Consider the following 22,206-nt stretch of genomic DNA (forward strand, 5'->3'; position numbering starts at 1 on the left):
TATGGCGAAGAAGGGGAAGTTTTTTCTCATATCAATTGTGATGCTGGTGCTCGTGTTCGGATTGGTCTATGCAGGAATTACATTGACATCGAATTTCGGCAAATCCAGTACACAGGTGACAACAGAGAATGCAGGCAAAGAATTAGGCAAGTTGTATGCGGACATTGCGCCAGCGACGGCTGAACCCGTGAAGGGGCAGATTGATCTGGATCCGGTTGATGTGGCAGATGCCCTTCCGGATATCTCGAAGTTCCCGATTACCGTTGAGAATACCACGAACGAGTATGTAGAGATCTTCTCTTCCATTGAGAAGTCGGGCACCGGAGCAGACGGCTGGTTGACCGAGGTCAGTGAAGAATTCAACAAGGCCAACATTACAGTGGGCGGTCAACCGGTATCGGTAAAAATCCGTAATATCGCTTCCGGTACGGCAGCCGATTATATCAAGTCCGGCAAATACGTACCTGATGCATATACCCCTTCCAATGAACTGTGGGGCGAAATGGTAGCCGCTAGCGGGGTGAAGACGGAGAAGGTATCCGATAGGCTCGTGGGCAACGTCCCCGGAATTGTGATCTCCAAAGCCAAATATGATTCGCTTGTTGATACCTACGGATCCGTTAACGTCAAAACGGTAACCGAAGCGATTGCCAACAATGAACTCGCAATGGGGTATACCGACCCGTTTGCCAGCTCCACAGGACTTAACTTTCTTGTGACGGCATTGAACACGTACGATAGCTCCAATCCGCTGGGGGAAAAAGCGATTGAAGGCTTCGAGAAGTTCCAGGCCAATGTGCCATTTACGGCTTCCACAACCATTCAGATGCGCGAAGCCGCGAAGTCGGGCCGATTGGATGCCTTTGTGCTTGAATACCAGACATACGTCAACACCGCAGACCTGAAGAGCGGATATGTTTTTACCCCGTTTGGTGTAAGACATGACAGCCCGCTGTATGCACTGGGGCAGCTGCCGCAGAACAAACAGGAGATTATCCAGAAGTTTGCGGAGTTCGTGACCCAAGAGAAATACCAGCAGTCGGCGGAAGAATTCGGATTTAACGGTTTGCAGGATTACAAGTCTGAGCTGGCGACCGTCGATGGGGGAACTCTATTATCCGCGCAGAAGGTATGGAAAGAGAAAAAGAACGGAAGTAAACCGATCGCTGCCGTATTCGTTACGGACGTATCCGGAAGCATGGATGGGGAACCGCTGAACCGGTTGAAGGAATCTCTTCGCAAAGGTCAGAAATATCTGGGCACCGACAATAGTATAGGCCTCGTTTCTTATTCCAGTGGGGTAACCGTGAATCTGCCGATTGCCAAGTATGATACGAACCAGCAGTCCATGTTCGTCGGGTCCGTGGATAGTTTGCAAGCAGGCGGCGGTACAGCGACTTTTGACGGTATCGTGGTAGCCATGAAGATGCTGGAAGACTATATGGCCGCTGACCCGAACGTGAAACCGCTGATTTTTGTCCTGAGTGATGGAGAGACCAATGAGGGACATACACTGAAAGATATACGTGAACTGGTCGAGACCTACCAAGTGCCAATCTACACGATCGGATACAACGCTGACATCAAAGCCTTGGAGAGCATCTCCAGCATTAACGAAGCAGCCAGCATCAATGCCGATACAGATGATGTCGTGTACAAGATCGGAAATCTGTTTAACGTCCAGATGTAAGTAAGTAATCTACCCCGAAAAAGGGAGATCAAGAAATCTGGGGATAACAGCGATCAGAAGATGGTACTGCATTCGTAGTGGCCGAGTGTAATCATCATTAGTTCATTTATAAAGTGTGTAATTAAGGGGGAGTTTGGATGTCGTTTTCGATGGAAATACCTAGCCAGAAGGAGATTCAGAAGGTTATCGAGGAAGAGGTGAAGCCCGTTCCGGCCGAGGTGGCGGAGCTGCAGCAGGTGGCGAACGCCAACGTGGAGATGATCATGTCACTGGATCTGGAATCACTGGATAAGCGCAAGGAGATTTTACAGTCCATTGAAGGCTTTGGCATGAACACCATGAGATCCTCTTCAGAGAAAAACGCGTTGCTTCAAGTCTCTGTTGGACATCTGTCCAAGACGGGAGACGAGGGCGGTCAGGTTGCCAAAGGCTTGACCGAGCTGCACATGCAATTGAAGGATCTCGATCCCAGCGTGGTCGATTTCGCCAAGACCGGATTCCTCGGCAAATTGTTCAACCCGCTGCGGGCTTATTTTCTCAAATACCAGAAGGCTGATGCAGTCATCGCCGATATCGTGACATCCCTGGACAAAGGCAGGGCAACATTGCGCAATGATAATACGACACTGGAGATCGAGCAGCAGACGCTGCGGGAGCTGACCAAACGATTGCAAAAGGAAATCCAGCTCGGTGTGCTCATGGATGAATCGATCGACGGACAGATTGAAGCAGCGAAGGTTCGGAATGAGGACCCGGAGAAAGTCCGGTTTATTACGGAAGAAGTATTATTCCCGCTTCGTCAGCGGGTCATGGATCTGCAGCAGATGCTGGTCGTGAACCAGCAGGGCATCATGGCGATTGAGGTGGTCATCCGCAACAACAAGGAATTGATCCGCGGAGTCGACCGGGCTAAGAATGTGACAATCTCTGCACTGAAAATTGCCGTAACCGTTGCCAGTGCGCTGTACAATCAGAAGATTGTTCTGCAGAAGATTGAATTGCTCAATCAGACGACCAATGACCTGATTGCAGGCACGTCCAAAATGCTGAAGGATCAAGGCATCGCGATTCAGAAGCAGGCGTATGATGCCAGCATTTCCGTCGATACGATGAAGCAGGCCTTCACGGACGTGCTGTCCGCACTGGACTCCATCAGTGTATATAAGCAGGAGGCACTACCGCGGATGCGGGAGACGATCAACCAGTTCCGTGAACTTGCGGATACCGGAGAGCAGCAGATCCAGCGCTTGGAGAAAGGGCAGAAGCTGGGGTTGTGATCAAGAGTGAAATGGGGATTGCATCACATTTTCCTATACATTCTGTAATTCAAAAGCGACCAGTTCCCAATTTAATTGGAGAAAGGTCGCTTTTTGAATTTTAATAAGATGTGGCATTATCGATGAGCTCGACAATAACAGCATTAATGACTCCCTGATGATATTCCCTATAACATTTAAATATCATAACCCATCTTTCTAGCATAGGCGTACAGTTGTAGTTGGGTATAATCAAGTAGTTCGTCTCCAGTGGTTACTTTAGCATTGCCTTGTTTAAGTAGGGTATAATTCACTTTGGTCTTGGACACTGCTTTCTTGTACAGCAAGTACCCTTCAAGTTGATTATAGCTCCCCTTAACATATGTGGCATGAATTTTCTTCAGTTCCGGATTGGTAGGCTTGATTTGTTTTAACTTGGATACATATTTCGTATAGTTGGGGATAACTGTATTCGTAAGTTTTAGATACATGGATTTGCGATTGCTTGAGTTAACACTGGAGCCGATGCTTTCCAAAGCATCAAAGGCTTTTTCCTCATAGGATTCTAGGGCAAAAACCTGATTAAGATAATTTTCAAATTCCTGTTGGTCTGCCGTTAGCTCTGGTTCTTCCTCGGCGAAATCCTCGTACCAGTTGTCATCTGTAATCGTATCCTCTTCGTAGGCATCAAACTCATCCGAATATGTAGGGTTTACATCATCTGCTGCAGCTGCATATGACCCCATAGGCATAAGTACTCCACCGAGTAGAGAAAGACTTACAATTGACGATAATAACCATGTTTTCTTCAAGCGAAATGTCCCCTGTCTGTGTATGTAATATTATTCCAGATGATAATCTAACATAGATTCAGCAAAAGTTACAGGAATGTATTTACATCATTTTGGTTGTGAAGTTTCCTCGAAATCATCTCGATCACCATACTATATTGAAAATAGCGGTATTCATTTTCAGTCTTTCAACACGACATTGTCAGGCCGGTAATGAATGATCTTGAATAACTCCTCGGCCATGTAAGCGGGGCTGTGCTTGAAATCCTGTCTAATCCACTCCAGGATCATGCCGAATATCGCATGGGACTGGTAGCTTGCCAGCAGTTCAGGGTTAATGTGCTGCGGGAATATTTGATTCAGATCCTGTAAGGAGAGATCCCGAAGAACATCACAGATCATGCGCTGGAAGTTGGAAGAAGCCTCGGATTTTACAACCAGCGTGTAGAATTGTGCGTGCTGGTGCACATGCTCAAATATGGTGATTGCCGAAGAGGGCATCAGACCAACCTCGAACTTTTCCATACCTTGATAGGGTTTGCGAAAAGAAGTGACCAGATCCTGTATCACATCATCAATAATCTCATCAAACAGGTCTTCCTTGTATTGATAATGTCGGTAGAAGGTGCCTCTGTTCAGATCCGCAAGCTGGACAATATCCGTGATGGAAATTTCTTTAAAGGGATATTTTTGCATCAAATGGATGAGTGCATCCTTCAATGCAGCTTTTGACTTCTTGATTCTTCTATCCATTGAATTGGAAGTATCAGACATATAGAATCCTCCTGGGAATGGCCTATTTAGAGTAAAAGTACATTTATGCTCCATCGTGTTCAATAACGTACAAAAGGGAAAGCTTTTACTGATTGAACCAGAATGCTATGACTTATTATACTAAGGATAGGAGTTAATGAACATTTGTTTGTTAACTTATTGTAAACGAATACACAAAGGAGGATACATGAGATGAAACTTCAAGATAAAGTAGCTGTTGTTACAGGTGCAGGTTCAGGTATGGGGAAAGCAATCGCCACGCTCTATGCACAAGAGGGGGCCAAAGTGGTTGTATCCGATATCAACGAGGAGTCCGCACAGACGGTCGTCAATGAGATCAAAGCCCAAGGCGGTGAAGCCATCGTGGTTTTGGCCAATGTAGCCAAAGAAGAGGATGTGCAAAACCTTATCGATACGACAGTTAGCACGTACGGTACAGTAGATATTTTGGTGAACAATGCAGGAATTATGGATGGCATGGAACCAGCTGCAGAGGTAACGGATGAGAAGTGGGAACGACTCTTTGCGGTGAATACCACAAGTGTCATGCGTACAACGCGCAAAGTGCTGCCGATCTTCCAGGAAAAGCAAAACGGCGTCATCGTGAACGTTGCTTCGGCAGGCGGATTGCATGGTGGACGTGCTGGAGCGGCATATACGGCTTCGAAGCATGCTGTAGTCGGATTCACTAAAAACACAGGGTTTATGTATGCAGAGCAAGGTATCCGCTGCAACGCCATCGCTCCGGGAGGGGTAGCAACCAATATCGGTGCCTCCATGGCAGGGATCAGCCAATTCGGTGCGTCCAGACAACAATTGGGCATGGCGATCAACCCACGCATAGGAACAAGTGAAGAGATTGCCAAGGTAGCGCTGTTCCTCGGCTCGGACGAGTCCAGTTTCGTAAACGGAACTGTGATTGAAGCGGACTCAGGGTGGAATTCCTATTAATCCGTCCATAGTATAAATCGGATAATGATATGTAAACGAGAAGCCGCATGCTGCGGCTTCTTTTTTTGCTGCCATCCATCGCTACTAACTATAGGCAATTCAAGTAATAGGACAAACGTTTGCATTGCTCTAACGAAGCTCAAAAATCATTTAAATGGAGGCCGGTTTAGACTTCGAAAAGAGAGAAGATTCGCGCACAATTAAACGATGCGGAATAATGACCGGATTCTGAGGCAGCGTTTCCCTGTTCAGAATTTTCAACAACACTTGAACGGCAGTATAACCAAGCTGGTAGGTTCCAATATCGATGGAGCTTAAAGGCGGAGAAGCCAGTTCTGATAAGGCAATGTTGTTAAAGCTGACTACACTGATATCCTCAGGTACACGGTAACCAAGTTCGGCAAGAGCTCTCAGTACGCCAAAAGCAACATTGTCATCAATCACGACGATGGCAGTAGGTCTGTCCGGCAGGGCCATGAACAATGACATGGCTCGGAATCCACTCTCTTGTAGGAATTCACCTTCCACAATCCAGTCATTATTGGTATGAAGTCCCGCTTCGGCAAGCGCCTTTTGGTATCCTTGCATGCGGTCATGCGATAACGTAATGTCCGGCGGGCCGCTGACGAATCCAATCCGTGTATGCCCTTGAGCAATTAAATGCTGGGTCGCATCATAAGCGGTCTGTACGTTGTCGTTATCAACCATGGGCGCGTCTGGGTGAGCTTCGCTGCGTCCGATCAGTACGAAGGGGAACTTTTCCTCCTCCAAAAAGGAGATGATTGGATCGTCCCGTTTGGAGCCTAACAGCAGAATGCCATCCACTCTTCGTCCATGAACCAGGCGGGAAATGGCGTGCAATTCATTGTCTGATGACGTTTCAGTGGTCAGCAGCAGTTCGTAATTCATGCGGGTGGCATGCGTAATAATTCCTCGCAGCAGTTCTCCGAAAAAGTAGTTCTGAAACAATTCTTCTGCAGGACGTGGAAGCATGATGCCAAGGGTTTGGGTCGTTTTGGATACAAGGCTCTTGGCCATGATATTGGGATGGTAATTTAGTTCTTTCATAATTTGCTTCACTTTGAGAGACGTCTCGGTGCTGATTCTGGGATGGTTGGAAATCACCCGTGAAACTGTAGAAGGGGAGACACCCGCCATTTTGGCAATATCTTTGATCGTAATCATGTAAAAAATCCCTTCTGATCCATCATTTCAACATTCTCCTATGGTAATGCAACAGATTCGATAAATCAATTGCAAACTGCAGCATGGAGGATACAGGAGAAGTAAAAATAAGGAAGAAGAAGACAGATCAAGCAAACAGGAAATTACTGGCGTTAGAACAAGAAATATGGATGAAATTGAACAAATATGGCTTGTGCAAACGTTTGTGCAAAGAAAGCCTGATATTGTATGATTTGATTGTTGTTGTAGCGCTTACATAAGTGGATTTAGCCTGCATCTTAGAATATTTCTCCCTGAATACATACTTAGAAGTATCCTTGTCTTCCATTTGAGCAAACGTTTGTGCAAAAGCGAACATGGATTGCAAAACCTGCATCAATCGTACCAATCAAGGGTGGAGAGCGCGAGACTGGTTGAACCAAACAGAGGGAAGGGGACATTTACATGAGAAAATGGCAAGGGGCAACATTGTCCGTCATCGTGGCCTTTACATTGGCCGCGTGCTCGGCTGGTGGTGGAACGAACTCTCCGGCAGCGGGGGGAACCGGAGATACGGAGGAAGTTGTAGAGCTGACAGCCGAAAATCTTCAGCCGGAAGAAGGCGCAACATTGGTCATCTGGGAAGATAAGAACCAACAGAGTTTTGTAGAGGAAAGAGCCAGGCTGTTTGAGGAAAAGTATGGTGTAACCGTGAAGATGGAGGAGCTGCCTCCTACCGATCAGGTAACCAAGCTGACAACGGACGGTCCGGCAGGACTCGCAGCAGATGTTGTCGTATTCCCGCATGACAAGATTGGAAGCGCTTCAGAAGCAGGTCTCATTTTGCCAAATGATATATTCGAGGCAGAGACGGTAGCGAACACCAGCGAAAATGCGCTGAAGGCCGTCACGTTTAAGGACATCTTATACGGATATCCGTACAGTGTGGAAACGTACGCTCTCTTCTATAACAAGGCACTTTATCCGGAAGCGCCGAAGAATTTTGAGGAGATTGTCAGCTTCGCCAAAACCTTTAATGATGTGAAATCCAACCAATATGCCCTCATGTGGGAATTGCAGCAGTTCTATTACAATTATGCGTTCCTGGCTTCCCAAGGCGGCTATATTTTCGGGGATAACGGAATGAACAGCGAAGATCTTGGCCTGAATAACGAAGGAGCCCAGAAGGGTGGGGAGTTCCTGAAGACACTGAAGTCGGAAGTGCTGCCGCTCAAGATGGGTGACGTGAACTATGATATCAAAAAAGGACTGTTCTCCAGCGGGAAACTGGCTATGGACATTAACGGTCCTTGGACGATTGCCGATTATCGCAATGCAGGTATTGATTTCGGCGTTGCACCGCTCCCGGCGATCGATGGCAAGCCAATGACATCCTTTTCTGGCGTGAAAGCCTATTACGTCAATGCATTCACGCAATATCCGAATGCAGCCAAACTCTTTGCGGCTTTCCTCTCCAACGAAGAGGCCCAGATGACCAACTTTGAGATGAACGGCACGCTTCCTGCCAACGCCAACGTGGCAGCCGATCCGAAGGTACAGGAGGATCCAATCAACAAGGCGTTCCTCGAACAATTCAACAATTCAACGCCAATGCCTTCGCTTCCCGCGATGGATAGTGTCTGGGGCCCGATCACTTCAGCCATGACCGATATCTGGGATGGCGGCAAGGATGTGAAGGCGTCGCTGGATAACGCCGTGAAGCAGATCCAGGAGAGTCTGGCAACAGTTCAATAATCGGACGGAGCACCTGGTAAGGAGAAGGTGGAGAGGAGAGAGCGAATGAAACAGCAGCATGTCCCGGTGTCTGTTCCGCAAAGCAGGGAAAAGCAGCACCGGATGACAGCGGCCATATGTTCCATCATACTGCAGGGTCTAGGACAGCTGTACAACCGGCAATGGATCAAGGGAATTTTCTTACTGTTACTGGAGGGGGCAGGTCTTGCTTACCTGCTTCCCCGCCTGTCGCAGGCCGTATGGGGAATATGGACACTGGGGGAAAATACGCAGCGTTTTGTCAAAGTGAATGGGTCTACGGTGCTTCAGCGGGGCGACCATTCAATCTTTTTACTGTTAGAGGGAATTATTGTGCTGCTCGTGTTTTTTGTGTTTATCATTGTCTACATCCTGAACATCCGTGATGCGTACCTTACGGGACTTGCGAGGGAGGAAGGAAAGAAAACACTGGGAGCGGCAGCTTCACTCCGTAACATGATGGACAAAAATTTTCCGTATCTGTTTTTGTCCATTCCGGCTCTGGGGGTGCTGTTCTTCACGATCATGCCGATCCTGTTTACAATCACCCTGGCGTTTACCAACTACTCGGCACCGGATCATATTCCTCCTGCCAAGCTCGTGGATTGGGTAGGGTTCAAGACATTTAGTGACCTGATTCAGCTCAAATCATGGAGTCACACCTTTTATGGCGTATTAACATGGACGGTTATATGGGCGATACTCGCAACCGTGACCACTTATTTTGGCGGGGTACTTGTAGCGCTGCTGATTGAGCAGCGAGGCATCCGGTTCAAAAAGCTGTGGCGGACGATCTTCATTCTCCCTTATGCCATACCACAGATCATTTCCTTGCTGCTCATGCGGAACCTGTTTAATGGTCAATTCGGTCCAATTAATACGTATATGAGAGCTTTTGGTCTGGAGGGACTGCCCTGGCTGACCGATCCGTTCTGGGCCAAGGTCACAGTCATTGTTGTTAACATGTGGATCGGTATTCCGGTCAGCATGGTGCTGATCCTTGGCGTTCTGACGGCGATTCCACGTGATCTGTATGAGGCCGCTGAAGTGGATGGAGCATCCGCATTCCAGAAATTCCGGATCATCACCATGCCATTCATCCTTTTTGCAACAACTCCGGTGCTTATCATGCAATTTGCCGGAAACTTCAACAATTTCAATGTCATATTCCTGCTGACCAACGGTAATCCGTTACGAGGCGACTACCAGTATGCGGGAGCAACAGACCTGCTGGTGACCTGGCTCTACAAGCTTACGCTGGACAACAACAAATACAACATGGCTTCAGCGGTGGGCATCATCATCTTCATTATTATCGCGTCGTTTTCCATCTGGAATTTCCGTCGCTCCAAATCGTTCAAGGAGGAGGACATGATTCAATGAAGAAACGCAATAATCCGCTGCGGCTAACGCTTAGTTATGTGCTGCTGATCATCATTGCCGTGGTCTCCGTCTATCCGGTGTTGTGGATCTTTCTCTCTTCCCTGCGGCCTGGTGCGGCACTGTTCAGCGAGCGTTTGTGGCCTGAAGCCTTTACCTTGTCCCACTATGGCGAATTGTTCAACAATCCATCCTTCATGTATGGCAGGTGGTATCTGAACACGCTGAAAATTGCCTTTTTCACCATGATCTTTTCCACGCTGATGGTAACGCTTGGGATGTATGCCCTATCCCGTTTCCGGTTTCGCGGGCGGCAGACGATTCTCTCCACCATGCTGATTCTCGGCATGTTCCCGAGCTTTATGAGTATGATCGCGATCTATATCATTTTGCTGCAGATCAAGCTGCTCGATACGCATGCCGCGTTGATCCTGGTGTATTCTTCCGGAGCCGTACTCGGCGGATTTATCGTCAAAGGATTCTTCGATACAATTCCGCGTAGTCTGGATGAGGCAGCACGCATTGATGGTGCGAGTCACCTGAGGGTGTTCACCAGCATCATCCTGCCATTATCCAAACCGATGCTGACCTATGTGGCGTTAACCAGCTTCACTGGCGCATGGATGGACTTCATCTTCGCCCGGCTTGTTCTGCGGACAAAGGAAAACTGGACGCTTGCAGTAGGCATGTGGGATCTGGTCAATCGGTACCAGGACAGTAACTTCACTATGTTTGCTGCAGGGGCTGTGCTGATCGCGATACCAATTACGCTGTTGTTCGTGTTCCTTCAGCGCTTCCTTGTTCAGGGGCTCACAACAGGTGCTTCCAAAGGATGATGCCGTGCCATTAACAGCATAGATGGCCGCCTCTACGCGGCAGCACATTCAGGCACTTCCGCCATGTCATGTCTCTTTTCGACGGACATGACAACGGAAGTGCCTGATTTTGCATAGGGCTCCATCTTAATTAGGGGAGGAAAGGGATGTATGGGAATAATACCGTCCACTGAGCCCGAGGCGATTGGATATGAAGATGGACAAGCCGTGCTGCGCGAAAACAGCATTCCACCAAAGCTCTGGCAGCATGTCACTTTCCGCAGGATTTTATACGGCTATGGGATCTCCGTGTTCGGAGACTGCTTTAACGGTATTGCCATCAGTCTATGGGTGCTCCAGACGACGGGAAGTGCCAAGAGCATGGCTGCCGTTCAAATCTGCAACATGGCGGTCAGTTTTTTGTTCGGATCACTGGCTGGTACGGTTGCTGATCGGTTGGATCGCCGGAAGCTGATGCTGACCTCGGATGTATTTCGGGGCGTGATGGCTATATGTATCGCGATTGGTTTGTTTGGGCTGCATGTACCATTTCCTGTGCTGCTGCTGATGCTATCGCTTTCCATGTTCTCCAGCCTTTTTCAGGCGCCTGCATTCCACGCGTCCGTGGCAAGCATGGTGGGCAGGGAGCATATCCAGCAAGCTACGGGGGCCATTCATCTGGTGGATAACCTGGCCCGAATCAGCGGACTCGCGGCAGCCGGAGTCGCCGTTGCCGCCTTTGGCGGGTTTGTCGCCATATTGATTACAGGAGCAACTTTTCTTCTGTCGGCGGTATGTGTGCTGATGGCCGGCCGTTTCCCGGAGGTAAAGCGATCTGGCGATCAGCAGACCACGTTCGTTCAGGAATGGCGGGGATCATTCTCCTATATCTACCGCAGTCCTCTAATTCGGTCGATCGTATTGCTTAATCCGCTGCTGATTTTATTTTTCATGTCGGCCATGATGCTAGTTCAGGTGATGGCAGTCAAGGTATGGGAGGCAGACCCCGTGCAGTTTGGACTGATTGAAACGTGTATTCCGCTTGGTTATATGATTGGATCGGGAGTGTTGATTGCATCGGGGAAACGAATGAAGCGAAGAGGGCGATGGGTTTTCATCGGTCTGCTGGTACTGGGGCCGCTCTATATTCTCCTGTCCCAGGTAACTTCTCCCATGATGGCACTTCCGCTCATCATGGGCGGGGGAGCGATGTTTGCCTGCTGCACGATGCTCACCCAGATCATGCTAAGAACAGCGGTACCCGATGAGCTGCAGGGGAGAATCTACGGTGTTGTCGGTACAATTACAAGCACGGCGCCTATCCTGGGATTGACAGTTGTCTCCGTGATGGCTGATCAGTGGGGGGCAGCGGCTGTGCTGGAGGGACTCGGCATGCTGCTGCTCGCAACCGGAATCCTTGCCGCGACCACATTGAAGTCCATTCGAACTTACCGATAAACCAGAAACAGATTAAACGTCAAAACCCGGAGTGTACGCTGTATAAGCGCTGCTCCGGGCTTCCTTAATGAATCCTGGCTAGTTATTGCCAGTTTACCGTTACTGTGGCTGTACCACTCGTCGGGGTTGTAAAGGTGTGATTGGATCCACCCTCCCACGTAATGGTAGCGCCGTTTTTCTTGAAGAACTTGAATTCCAGCTGTTTCCCGGCTGGAACACTTACGTCATAATACCAAGTCGGGTAGGCGTGAATGACCTGATTGAAAGCCGGTCCAATAGAAGCTGAACCTGTGGTCCAGTTACCGAGTTCGGACACGTTGCCTGTCAGGTAGATATTCTCACCCAGCGCGGTTGTGGCATTATTGATGACGAACCGAACCGATACCTGATCGCCGCTAAGGATGGTGAAATCGTTATAGGCGTTGCTGTTCACACCATTGGCAGCTACTTTCACTGCATAGTCACCGCCTGCTACTGGTGGAATAGTGACTTTAATTTGAGTGTCTTCCCAGGAAGTGATGGCCGAGCCTGTAACAGCTGTCGTACCGAAGTAGACGGTACCTTTGGTGGAACCGAACCCGCGTCCGTCGATGGTAACGACGTTACCTGGTTTACCCATTACAGGGCCAACGTGACCGATGGTTGGCGTCGTTTCACTTGCCGTATATTGCCAAACAGCGGTAGCTCCTGCAGCGAGCGTGAAGGAAGAAATATTGCCTCCACTGGACGTGATGTTGTTTCCGTTCAGCACGCCGCCGAGCACATCGGTATAGGTTCCTGATGGAAGCGACGTATTCAGGTTAGTGATACTGGTTGGCGTCGTGAGATTGCGGTTAACGGCAACGACGGCAACGCTTTTGCCAAACTTGCGCTCATAGATATATACATCATTGTTGATCCAGCGCTGCTGTGTGGAACCGTAGGCAATCGCCGGGTTGGATTTGCGCAGAGGTGCCAGCTTGCTGATCACGTTGAACGCTGTAGTCGATTTGGAGAAGGAAGGCATTTTGCCCCGGTTATCCGGGTCGCCGTTCCCAGTCAGATACTGCTCGGTACCATAATAGATGGCAGGTACGCCGCGTGAGGTCAGCGTGAAGGCCAGAGCCTGTTCCAGACGGCGGTTGTTCACAGCACTGGTTTTGAAACGGTCCATATCATGGTTGTCAATGAAAGTGACTTGGTCATTCACCTGATTGTAATCTGCTGCCGTAGCCGTCAGCATGGAATCCAGCGCGTACATGTTGGATGTGTTATCCCGGAACACGTTGCGGACAGCCGAATTGAAACGGAAATCAAGCAAACTCATGCCGGATTCGTTGGCAAAATCTGTGTTATCCGCATCGGGTGCTGCAGATCCCAGGAACCATTCGCCGAAGGTAAATACCGGCTTGTGTGCATAGATAGATGACATCCAGTTCTTCTGCCAGCCCTGAGGCATGTGCTTGACCGCATCGACACGGATGCCGTCCACGCCCATATCCAGCCACAGCTTGATGGCGTCTTTGAAATATGTATCGATCGTGCTGTTATTGTGATTCAGATCGGCCAGATCGTAGAGGTTTTTGTAAATGCCATTCTCAAGAGTGGAGAAATCGGAGCCGCCATTGTGGTGGAAATATCCGTTCGTATCATTGGTGTACCCGCCAACCAGGTTGCCGTTATCGTACAGTTTGCCGTTCTCGGCGAAGGAGGTATCGGTTTCCATGGCAGGGGACGTATGGTTTGGCGCGAAATCAATAATGATTTTGATGCCTTTCGCATGGGCGGTGGTTACCAGATTCTGAAAATCGGTCATGGTTCCGAAATACGGATTGGTCTTCTTGAAATCCCGTGCCCAATAGCCGTGATAGGCTGTATTGGTTACACCGCTGTAGTTGATGGTAGCGAAAATATTTTCGACAGGCTGGGAGATCCAGAGGGCCGTGACACCCAAGTCACTGAAATAGTTGTCATTGATTTTGTTGACCAAACCCTGCCAGTCCCCGCCGCAGTACAGCTTCAGGTTGCTGCACGTGCCATCAAAGGCAGCCCCGGTAGGGTTGTTGGATGGGTTGCCATCCAGAAATCGGTCCGTAAAAACTTGATAGATGACATCGGTACTGAAGTTCTGCTTGTTGGTGACAGCTGTATCCGCATCGGCATAAATCGCGGAAGCAGGCAGGAAAGGCAATGCACTGCCGGCAAGCAGACTGAAAGTTAGTGTGGTACTGAGGAGAACGCGTTTGGCCATTTGAAACATGGTAATCCACCCTTCATGAATGTAGTAGTTTTCAACAAAAACAACTAACCTGGCTCTCGAATAACAGCGCTTACAATTGTACGAGGAGACATTCTGTGGCTTAAAGACTTCCCTCCTTCGACACGCCAACAACCCCGGTATCTCCTGGGGAGTTACCGGGGTTGTCCTAAACCACTTGGGTTTAAAAGCATGGCCCTCGAGTTATGATCACATCGTTATCGTAAGAAAAATTGCCACTTATGTCAATAACTTTTTTAGGAGCATTTTTTTTCTAATTATATATTTACAAATGACTATCCGGGGACGTATATTATTCGCATATCCACCAATATGAGGGCCATGTATTTTGAGACATTGATGTGTCTTGAAACAACCCCGTCTCTACTGAGGCGGGGTTGTTTGTGCATGCAGAGCATGGCGGGGATGGAGTAAGGGAAGTGCAATAACCTGATTTATGAATCAAATCAGGGGAATCTGGAGAAGAGAGGCGGTTGATGATCATTTGAATAAACAATCGGTCATTGAATGTCTGGAAGGTATTCGTGCGTCACAGCTGGGCAATGTCCGCAACATTTATGTGTACCTCCCGCCAGGTTATCAGGAGCAGACGGATCGGCATTATCCTGTTCTGTATGTTCATGCTGGGCAGCGGGCTTTTGGTCCACCTGGACCCGGCAATGAAACGTGGCATATGGATCGAGCAGTGGACGAGCTAATTATCGCCGGGCGGATCGAGCCACTGATTATGGTTGGCATTGCGCATGTCCGTCCGGTTACGCACAACGAGTTCTATCACTTCATTGCACCCGAGAGGGAAGCGATTAGCGTTGGTTGTTCAGGGGGTGCATACGAGCATTTCATCATTCATGAATTGAAGCCCCTGATCGACCATCGATACCGTACGCTTCCAGACAAGTCCAATACAGGGCTGCTTGGTTCATCAGCAGCGGCACTATGTACACTTCATATGGGCATGCGGAATCCAGAGGTTTTCGGAAAACTGGTCATGATGTCGCCATTTTTGGTAGATGTGCAGCTGGATGAATTGTCGGACAGCGGTCTGTTGGAAGAAGCCATGTATCGCTTGCCGGATGAGGTGCCAGACGTGCAAATGTGGATGGACATTGGGGATGCAGAAGGACTCTTCCTACCCTCCCAGGTAAGAAGGGTTGCTCAAGAATTACTTGAGAGAGGGACAAGAACTCGGGATAGCCTGGCTTTTCTGGAGCAACCGGAGGCCTGTCATCAGGAATCGGATTGGGGCGCACGCGTCGACCTTCCGTTACTGTACATGTTCGGTGAAGTAGGCCAACCTGTGGCATTGGAAATGCAAGGCAGAGAGATCATTGGTTTATCCGGTGGAATGAACACATGCATTAATGCACGGCTTCACTATGATAGCGGCTGGGTGCAGAGCCTGCTCGAAGGGAGCTATACAACAAGTCTTCCGCATGTGCTTCAAGTACGTCCGAATGGTGAATTGGTGCCTGTCGGCCCAGGCAGTGCGCTCATCACCCTGACCGTAGGAGAGTTATCAACGACTCGTCAATATACCGTTATTCCTGAACTCTCTGCTCGCGTTGAGGTATGTATCTGTGCCGAAGTGGAAAATGAAGAGGAACCAGCTGAATCCATATATGGAGGGATGGGCATGAAGCTGGTTCGTACGGGAACGGGGCGTTATGAAGGCTGTTATCTTGTTCCGCGCGACAGCGGTTTTTCCTTCCGGTTCACACGCGGTTTCCGGCGTTTTGAGACGGATAAAAATGGCATGCCAGTAGCCAATCGGGTTATTCGGGCAACAGATAACATGTCAGTACATTACCACATCCAGTCTTGGGGCAGTTCGACTGCTAAAGCGGGAACAGGAGGCGAGTGATCATGATGATCCAATCGTTCGCTCCAGTAATGGACATCCCTTACTACTATCCCTGCAACTTTCCTCTGATTCATGAGGTGCTTCTGCGGCAAGGGTCGATCAGCAGCCTGGCTCTGCTCGCCGCAAGCCGATTGTACTGCCTTCCTTCGTGCGCGGATAACGGACTGGTGAAGCCTTATTTTCACAAGCTGGAATATGAGGAACCGATCTGGGAGATGTACGGCCAGCGGGAGCTGGGCAGCTTCGAGGAGGGGAAGGTGCATATGCGGCAGCATATAGGCGAAGGCGGACTCTTTCTCGCTACGGGAACCGGTTATCACCTGCCTTATTGCGAAGATTATCAGAACCCCGAGTACATCCGTAAACATGTCAAACCAGGCTCTCGTCTGCATCTGGTAGATCACTGGATTGCAGTGTATGGCATCGATGATGAGCATTTTCACGTCTATGATCCGGTTCCCTCGAAATATATGGGAAAGGTCTCCCAAGAAGCCTTTCATGAATTCTGGAAAGGAAACCAAAGCATACCCGAGCTAGCTCCTGCCAAGCGCAAGGAGAAGCTGCGTACCTATGGCACCATGGACGTCCGTGCAACGGTGAAGCTTGACTCTTCCGGTTATCGTGACATACTGACTCAGGCGCTGGGGACACAGATCAGTGAATTTATGACGGGCAGGACCATTACACAAGGGGAGCGCAGCCTTCATTTTGGACAGGGAGTATCCCTTCATTTGATGAAGGCACTGCAGGAGGGGAACGAAGGAAAGCAAGCCAATGACACACTGGTATCGAATCTGTTGTTTGATATGCGCTGGAGCCGCTATTTTCTCCGGGATCTGCTTCAAGAGGCCGCGCTATGGCTAGGTTCTCCGCTGGATCAGTATTCTGTAGCGTTTGACGCAATCATTGAACGTTGGGAGAAAGCAAACCAATTGCTTCAGGTCAGTCGGATCAAGCAGCGGGCGGATTGGCGGATACAGCTAACAAGGGTAATGCATCAGTTGATAGCCGATGAATGGCGCTGGTACGAAGCTCTCCGAAGTGCTGTCCCGCAGGAGGCGTGCTTCAATCGGCAGATGGTTCCGCGAACCGAAAATGGCTACAGGGATGCCCTGCTCCGCATTGTGCTGGATAGCTGCCGGGAACTGAATACGTACCATAATACGACCATACCCCTCGACAAGGGTGGGAACGCACCGCTATATGGCCGGGATGGACAACTGGATTCACTGGAGCTGGTGTCCTTGCTTGCTGTCGTCGAACAGGGGCTTGAAGACGAATGGGGAACGGGAGCAGGAGCCGCACTTTCCGAGATGGCCGCAGCCTCGTTGCCGGAGAGTCCATATCAAACGGTTGATTCGCTGGTGAGCTATCTGGAACGGCAATGGCTGCCTGATCAGGAGGAGGATGCGGGATGAGCGTTCAATTCCTGCTGGAACGATTCGCAGAACAAGGCGCGCGTCCCGCATTCATCTGGGAAGATCGGGAGTATAGCTACGCATGGTTGCTTGATCAGATCGTGATGATGGATGAATGGCTTGCGGCAGAAGGACTGCATGGGCAGCTCGTAACGCTGGAGGAGGACTATTCTCCCTATGCGGTCGCAGCGTTCATCGCACTTCTTGGAAAGGGATGCATTCTGCTGCCTATGGACTCTCATTTAGTAGAAGCCAAGCGGCAGGAATATATTCAGCTGGCACAAGTACAGTGGCGTCTTGGCGTTGAAAATGGCAGGATATCGATCCGGCATAAGTCTAATGCCAGTTCACGTCCTGCTTTACTGGCAGCGCTTGAACAGGAAGGTGTGGGTGGACTCGTACTCTTCTCATCCGGATCAACAGGTGTGAGCAAGGCCACGGTTCATCGTGCAGATCGGCTCTTACAGCGTTTCCGGCGGCAGGTGCGGCCATTGCGAACGATTCCGTTCATGATGTTTGATCATATCGGTGGTGTGAATACAATGCTGCAATCGCTGTCCAGTGGAGGCTGCTTGTGCATTATTGCCGATCGTTCCCCCGAGGAAGTATGCCGGACCATTGAGAAGCATCGAGTTCAGGCTCTCCCGGTTTCCCCAACATTCATGAATCTGCTGCTGCTCGGCCGCAATAATGAGGCATACGATCTATCGAGTCTTGAAGTTGTCTCCTACGGGTCAGAGGTCATGCCCGAAACGGTACTGGCTGCCTGGAATCGACGGTTTCCTGGGATACGAACGATACAGGCGTATGGCATGTCTGAACTCGGCATTCTGCCAACACGTTCCAAGGAACCTGGATCGCTGCTGTTTGCCATTCATGATGATCACGTCCAGTTCAGGGTAGTTGAAGGGGAGCTTCAGATCCGGACAGAAACAGCGATGATCGGTTATCTGAACGCCCCGTCGCCATTTACCGACGACGGATGGCTTCGTACTGGGGATGAAGCAGTACTGGAACAGGGTTACATCCGCATCCTCGGCCGCCGCTCCGAGATCATTAATGTAGGCGGGCGTAAGGTGTATCCGGCCGAAGTGGAGAGTATATTGGAACAGATGGACTGTATCGAAGCAGCTGTAGTTACAGGGGAACCGAGCGGCATTACCGGACAGAAGGTCAAGGTCATTGTTAAGCTCGCAACAGATTGCACGCTTGTGGAGCTGCGAAGGCTGGTCTGGTCGTACTGCCAGGACAAATTGCCTCCGTACAAGATTCCGCAGAAAATTGTCATTACGCAAGAGGGGCTTTTGAGCTCCAGAATGAAGAAAGTCAGAACACCTGCAGCAGCTGATTCACCCATGGATGAAGTTGCGGCAGCGAGGGAAGAGACTTCATCAGATCTGGACTTGGAGTAGTTGTAAGCTTATATCATAATAAGAGTTATGTTTGATGGTTAATTATTCATTAGGCTATTGGAACGCTTAATGGTGACGCGTAAGAGAAAGGGCTGGACGTTATTCAACGTTCAGCCCTTTTTTTGCCCGGAAGGAGAATGGGATTAATGAATTTCAATGAATTTTATTGAATTGATATATTGCGGTAATGGCATGTTGTCCTGTTTTTTCGTTATCAAGAAATAGGGTGCACGGACGGTGAAATGTCTGAGTCTTAGAGTTCTGCCATAGGAATGGTCAGGTGATCAGGCTTCTGCAGGTTGTTTCACTTCGAGCTGCAGCAGGGAGAATCCGTAAGCTTCCAGTTTCAGAGACAGTTTGTTTTGTTTCGCTTCTATAGAAGTGGTCGTAAACAGGTCTCGCCAGACGCTTCGATCCGTCAACGGCAGGTCTACACTGCAGGCTTCGTCACCAGCGTTCAGCACGATAAGGAAACGTTCCCCTGTGGCTGAATCCACTCGTTCCATCGCAATAACCGGATCTCCAGCTTCGGCATGAAGTATCTTCAACTCGGTGCTCCGCAGTGAAGGGTGCGCTTTGCGCAAGGCAATCGTCTGCTTAAAGAAGTCGAGAAGCTCAAGATTCTGCTTGGTTTCATCCCACTCCATACATTTGCGGCAGCCAGGATCATATCCGCCATCCAGGCCCACTTCGTCTCCGTAATAGATGCAGGGTGCACCTGGGTACGTGAGAAGCAAAGTAACGGCAAGCTTCATCTTGCGGATATCCCCGTCGCACAGGGTGAGCAGTCTGGGTGTATCATGGCTGCCCAGCAGATTGAAGGCAACTTCGGTCACAGGCTGGGAGTAGGCTGCGAGCAGCTTGCCGATCTCATTCGCGAAGCCGAGTCCATCCAGCTTGCCGTGAACTGCATAATCCAGTACCGAGTTGGTGAATGGGTAGTTCATCACCGCATCGAACTGATCTCCCTGCAGCCACATCAGTGAATCATGCCAGATCTCGCCGAGCAAATAGGCGTCAGGCTTGATGGCTTTTACTGTTTGACGGAATTCACGCCAGAACTGATGATCCACCTCGTTGGCAACGTCCAGTCTCCATCCATCGATGTCCATTTCCTCTATCCAGTACCGCGCGACCTCCAGCAGATAGGCTTTAACCTCGGGATGCTCCGTATTCAGCTTGGGCATAAGCGGTTCGAAGGCAAAGGTATCGTAGGTTGGTATGCCATCTTCAATGCGTGGTGGCCAATCCCTGACATAGAACCAGTCCGCATAGGGGGAAGCTGCCCCGTTCGCCAATACGTCAGCAAAAGGCGGGAACTCTCTGCCCGAATGGTTGAAGACCGCATCAAGCACAACCCGAATGCCGCGCTGATGACAGGCATCCACCAGCTCTTTCAGTTGTTCATTGGTCCCGAAATGAGGGTCCACCTTCATATAGTCGGCCGTATTGTACTTGTGGTTGGTTGTAGCCTCGAACAGCGGGCAGAAGTAGATTGCATTCACGCCAAGCTGACTTAGATGATCCAGATGATCCAGTACACCCTGCAGGTCACCCCCGAAGAAATTAACTGGTGTAGGCTCCCCACCCCAAGGCTCGGCGTTCTTTGGACTAATGGAAGGATCACCATTCGCATAGCGTTCAGGGAAAATCTGATAAAATACAGCGTCCTTGACCCAGGCAGGCGGTTCAAAAATGTCGACCGGATTCATAAATGGGAAATCGAAGAATTCCAGCGGATGTTCCGGCAGGGCTTCCTCGAATCCACGTTCGGTCATCCAGACGTTTTTCTCGCCATCGACCAGCTGGAAGCCGTAACGCAGTCTCCGGTAGGGAGGCTGGGTTTCGACTTCCCAATAATCGAACAGCTCATCCCGGGCGAAGATTCGCATCGGTGTGTGGGTGATGGTCTGCTCCCAGGCATATTTATCCCCGGTAATGGCAATGACGGCATCCAGATCCCCGCGTTTGGAACGCAGCCGCAGGTGCATGGTGGACCGGTCGTAGGCATAGGACCAGTTTAATTTGGGACGATGGTAAATGGCTTCAAGAATCATGTTGAATCACTCCTTATACGATGAAATTCAGATGATATTCGGCCATGAAAACGCAAAAAAGGCACAACCTCCATTGTTCACGAGGTTGTACCTTTCGGCAGCATAGCCTTTTGATTATACGGCTATTATACGAATTATCCCGGCAAAAGAAAACACTTTTTTTTCCTGAAATCTCAATTTATTTAAATGAAAAGGCAGGTGGATGTGCATGCCTCTGCTCGGGATGTTCGTCTAAAGTTTGCTTCATTAAAAATCGTAGCCCAGTTCTTGGGCGTAGGCTTGGATTTCTTTTTTGTATTGCTCCAGAATTTTAATGCCTGTGTCAATTTTGGCATTGCCTTGTTTCAGAAGGGCGCTGTTTACTTTGGTTTTGGATACGGATTTCTTGAACAGCAGATAGCCTTCAAGCTGTGCATAGCTTCCTTTGATCAGTTTGTTATGGATTTTTTGCAGCTCCGCGTTCTCTGGCTTGATCTGCTTCAGCATGGATACATACTTGGTGTAATTGGGAACCGCAGTATTGTTCAATTTCAGGAAGATGGATTTGCGGTTGGCGGATGTAACATACGTGCTGCCAATGGAATCCAGGGCTTTCTTTTCATAAACAGTTGTGCGATCAAGTGCATCCAGGTAGTTCAGGAAATCTTCCTCTTCAGCGCTAGGAATCGGCTCTTGTTCCGACGTGTCCACTTCCGTGTAGTTCTCTTCCGAATATGTAGTGGTGGTGTCTTCCGCTGCAGCCGCATATGAACCAGCAGGAGCGAATACCCCGCCCAGCAATACAAAACTCATAATAATGGATAATACCCAAGACCTCTTTTTCACGTTACATGTCCCCTATCTATAGATGTGATTTTATTCCAAGGGATAATCTAACATAGGATTACAAGAAATTACAGGAATAGTTTTACAAATATTCGGAGAACTCTGTTGTTTCCTTAAATTTGAATCATTAGACGGATACTTTATATAGGTATAAAGGAATATCCATATGTTCAAATATGAACGCTCGGCTGAACATGAGTAGAGGCCAACAAGCCCCCATAGAATTAGTAATGTGGTTTGTTCATATAATCCTCACCAAAAAATGCATGAAATTAACGTACATCGAAACCATCAGATGATATAATCGGTTGGAGTATTCATGTC

The 22,206-nt window shown here is 49.2% G+C and carries 16 protein-coding genes; 10 read left to right on the forward strand and 6 right to left on the reverse strand.

The window, feature by feature from the left end; translation table 11 throughout:
* Position 1 precedes the first annotated feature (1 nt).
* Both PIL01S_RS16635 and PIL01S_RS16640 read left to right on the forward strand, forming a co-directional pair.
* On the forward strand, positions 2-1,690 hold the full coding sequence (locus PIL01S_RS16635) for a vWA domain-containing protein (protein WP_127538460.1): 1,689 nt from the start codon (positions 2-4) through the stop codon (positions 1,688-1,690).
* 137 nt (positions 1,691-1,827) lie between these two features.
* Complete coding sequence (locus tag PIL01S_RS16640; protein WP_127538461.1) at positions 1,828-2,967, forward strand: toxic anion resistance protein; 1,140 nt, start codon at positions 1,828-1,830, stop codon at positions 2,965-2,967.
* A 176-nt stretch (positions 2,968-3,143) separates the two neighbouring features.
* Here the strand turns inward: PIL01S_RS16640 and PIL01S_RS16645 are convergent, their stop codons facing one another.
* The gene (locus PIL01S_RS16645) at positions 3,144-3,758 is read right to left on the reverse strand and encodes a hypothetical protein (RefSeq protein WP_127538462.1); all 615 of its coding nucleotides are present in this window, start codon (positions 3,756-3,758) and stop codon (positions 3,144-3,146) included.
* Between the two features lie 159 nt (positions 3,759-3,917).
* On the reverse strand, positions 3,918-4,511 hold the full coding sequence (locus PIL01S_RS16650) for a TetR/AcrR family transcriptional regulator (RefSeq protein WP_127538463.1): 594 nt from the start codon (positions 4,509-4,511) through the stop codon (positions 3,918-3,920).
* A gap of 192 nt (positions 4,512-4,703) precedes the next feature.
* On the opposite strand from PIL01S_RS16650, the gene PIL01S_RS16655 reads away from it, so the two are divergent.
* Entirely contained in the window at positions 4,704-5,462 is a 759-nt protein-coding gene (locus PIL01S_RS16655) for an SDR family oxidoreductase (protein WP_127538464.1), read from the forward strand.
* Positions 5,463-5,612: 150 nt separating this feature from the next.
* Here PIL01S_RS16655 and PIL01S_RS16660 read toward each other — a convergent pair whose 3' ends face one another.
* The gene (locus PIL01S_RS16660) at positions 5,613-6,647 is read right to left on the reverse strand and encodes a LacI family DNA-binding transcriptional regulator (protein WP_095361074.1); all 1,035 of its coding nucleotides are present in this window, start codon (positions 6,645-6,647) and stop codon (positions 5,613-5,615) included.
* A gap of 444 nt (positions 6,648-7,091) precedes the next feature.
* Here PIL01S_RS16660 and PIL01S_RS16665 point away from each other — a divergent pair, with 444 nt between their 5' ends.
* The 4 genes from PIL01S_RS16665 (at position 7,092) to PIL01S_RS16680 (ending at position 12,052) form a co-directional block, all read left to right on the forward strand.
* Entirely contained in the window at positions 7,092-8,381 is a 1,290-nt protein-coding gene (locus tag PIL01S_RS16665) for a sugar ABC transporter substrate-binding protein (RefSeq protein ID WP_127538465.1), read from the forward strand.
* 45 nt (positions 8,382-8,426) lie between these two features.
* Positions 8,427-9,782, forward strand: coding sequence for a carbohydrate ABC transporter permease (locus PIL01S_RS16670; protein ID WP_127538466.1), 1,356 nt, complete (start codon positions 8,427-8,429; stop codon positions 9,780-9,782).
* Entirely contained in the window at positions 9,779-10,615 is an 837-nt protein-coding gene (locus PIL01S_RS16675) for a sugar ABC transporter permease (RefSeq protein ID WP_127538467.1), read from the forward strand. The genes PIL01S_RS16670 and PIL01S_RS16675 overlap by 4 nt, the downstream gene beginning before the upstream one ends.
* A gap of 150 nt (positions 10,616-10,765) precedes the next feature.
* Positions 10,766-12,052: an MFS transporter gene (locus PIL01S_RS16680; protein ID WP_127538468.1), complete on the forward strand. Its 1,287-nt coding sequence runs from the start codon at positions 10,766-10,768 to the stop codon at positions 12,050-12,052.
* An 82-nt stretch (positions 12,053-12,134) separates the two neighbouring features.
* On the opposite strand, the gene PIL01S_RS16685 is transcribed toward PIL01S_RS16680, so the two are convergent.
* Complete coding sequence (locus PIL01S_RS16685; RefSeq protein WP_371859967.1) at positions 12,135-14,291, reverse strand: alpha-amylase family glycosyl hydrolase; 2,157 nt, start codon at positions 14,289-14,291, stop codon at positions 12,135-12,137.
* A 502-nt stretch (positions 14,292-14,793) separates the two neighbouring features.
* On the opposite strand from PIL01S_RS16685, the gene PIL01S_RS16690 reads away from it, so the two are divergent.
* The 3 genes from PIL01S_RS16690 to PIL01S_RS16700 are packed head-to-tail and all read left to right on the forward strand — an operon-like array spanning position 14,794 to position 19,000.
* Entirely contained in the window at positions 14,794-16,170 is a 1,377-nt protein-coding gene (locus PIL01S_RS16690; RefSeq protein ID WP_127538469.1) for an alpha/beta hydrolase, read from the forward strand.
* A gap of 2 nt (positions 16,171-16,172) precedes the next feature.
* Positions 16,173-17,588 carry a cysteine peptidase family C39 domain-containing protein gene (locus tag PIL01S_RS16695; protein WP_127538470.1) on the forward strand — a complete coding sequence of 472 codons (1,416 nt, stop codon included), beginning with the start codon at positions 16,173-16,175 and terminating at the stop codon, positions 17,586-17,588.
* Positions 17,585-19,000 (forward strand): class I adenylate-forming enzyme family protein, encoded by a 1,416-nt coding sequence (locus PIL01S_RS16700; protein ID WP_127538471.1) that lies wholly within the window; start codon positions 17,585-17,587, stop codon positions 18,998-19,000. The genes PIL01S_RS16695 and PIL01S_RS16700 overlap by 4 nt, the downstream gene beginning before the upstream one ends.
* A 284-nt stretch (positions 19,001-19,284) precedes the next feature.
* Here the strand turns inward: PIL01S_RS16700 and PIL01S_RS16705 are convergent, their stop codons facing one another.
* Together PIL01S_RS16705 and PIL01S_RS16710 are read right to left on the reverse strand one after the other, a co-directional pair.
* Positions 19,285-21,057, reverse strand: a complete 1,773-nt coding sequence (locus PIL01S_RS16705) for an alpha-glycosidase (protein WP_127538472.1) — start codon at positions 21,055-21,057, stop codon at positions 19,285-19,287.
* Positions 21,058-21,303: 246 nt separating this feature from the next.
* A complete protein-coding gene (locus PIL01S_RS16710) occupies positions 21,304-21,882 on the reverse strand; it encodes a hypothetical protein (protein ID WP_127538473.1) in 579 nt (192 codons plus the stop codon).
* Between the last annotated feature and the right edge of the window lie 324 nt (positions 21,883-22,206).

Origin of the sequence: Paenibacillus illinoisensis NBRC 15959 (assembly GCF_004000925.1) — a bacterium.
GTDB classification, from domain to species: domain Bacteria; phylum Bacillota; class Bacilli; order Paenibacillales; family Paenibacillaceae; genus Paenibacillus; species Paenibacillus illinoisensis.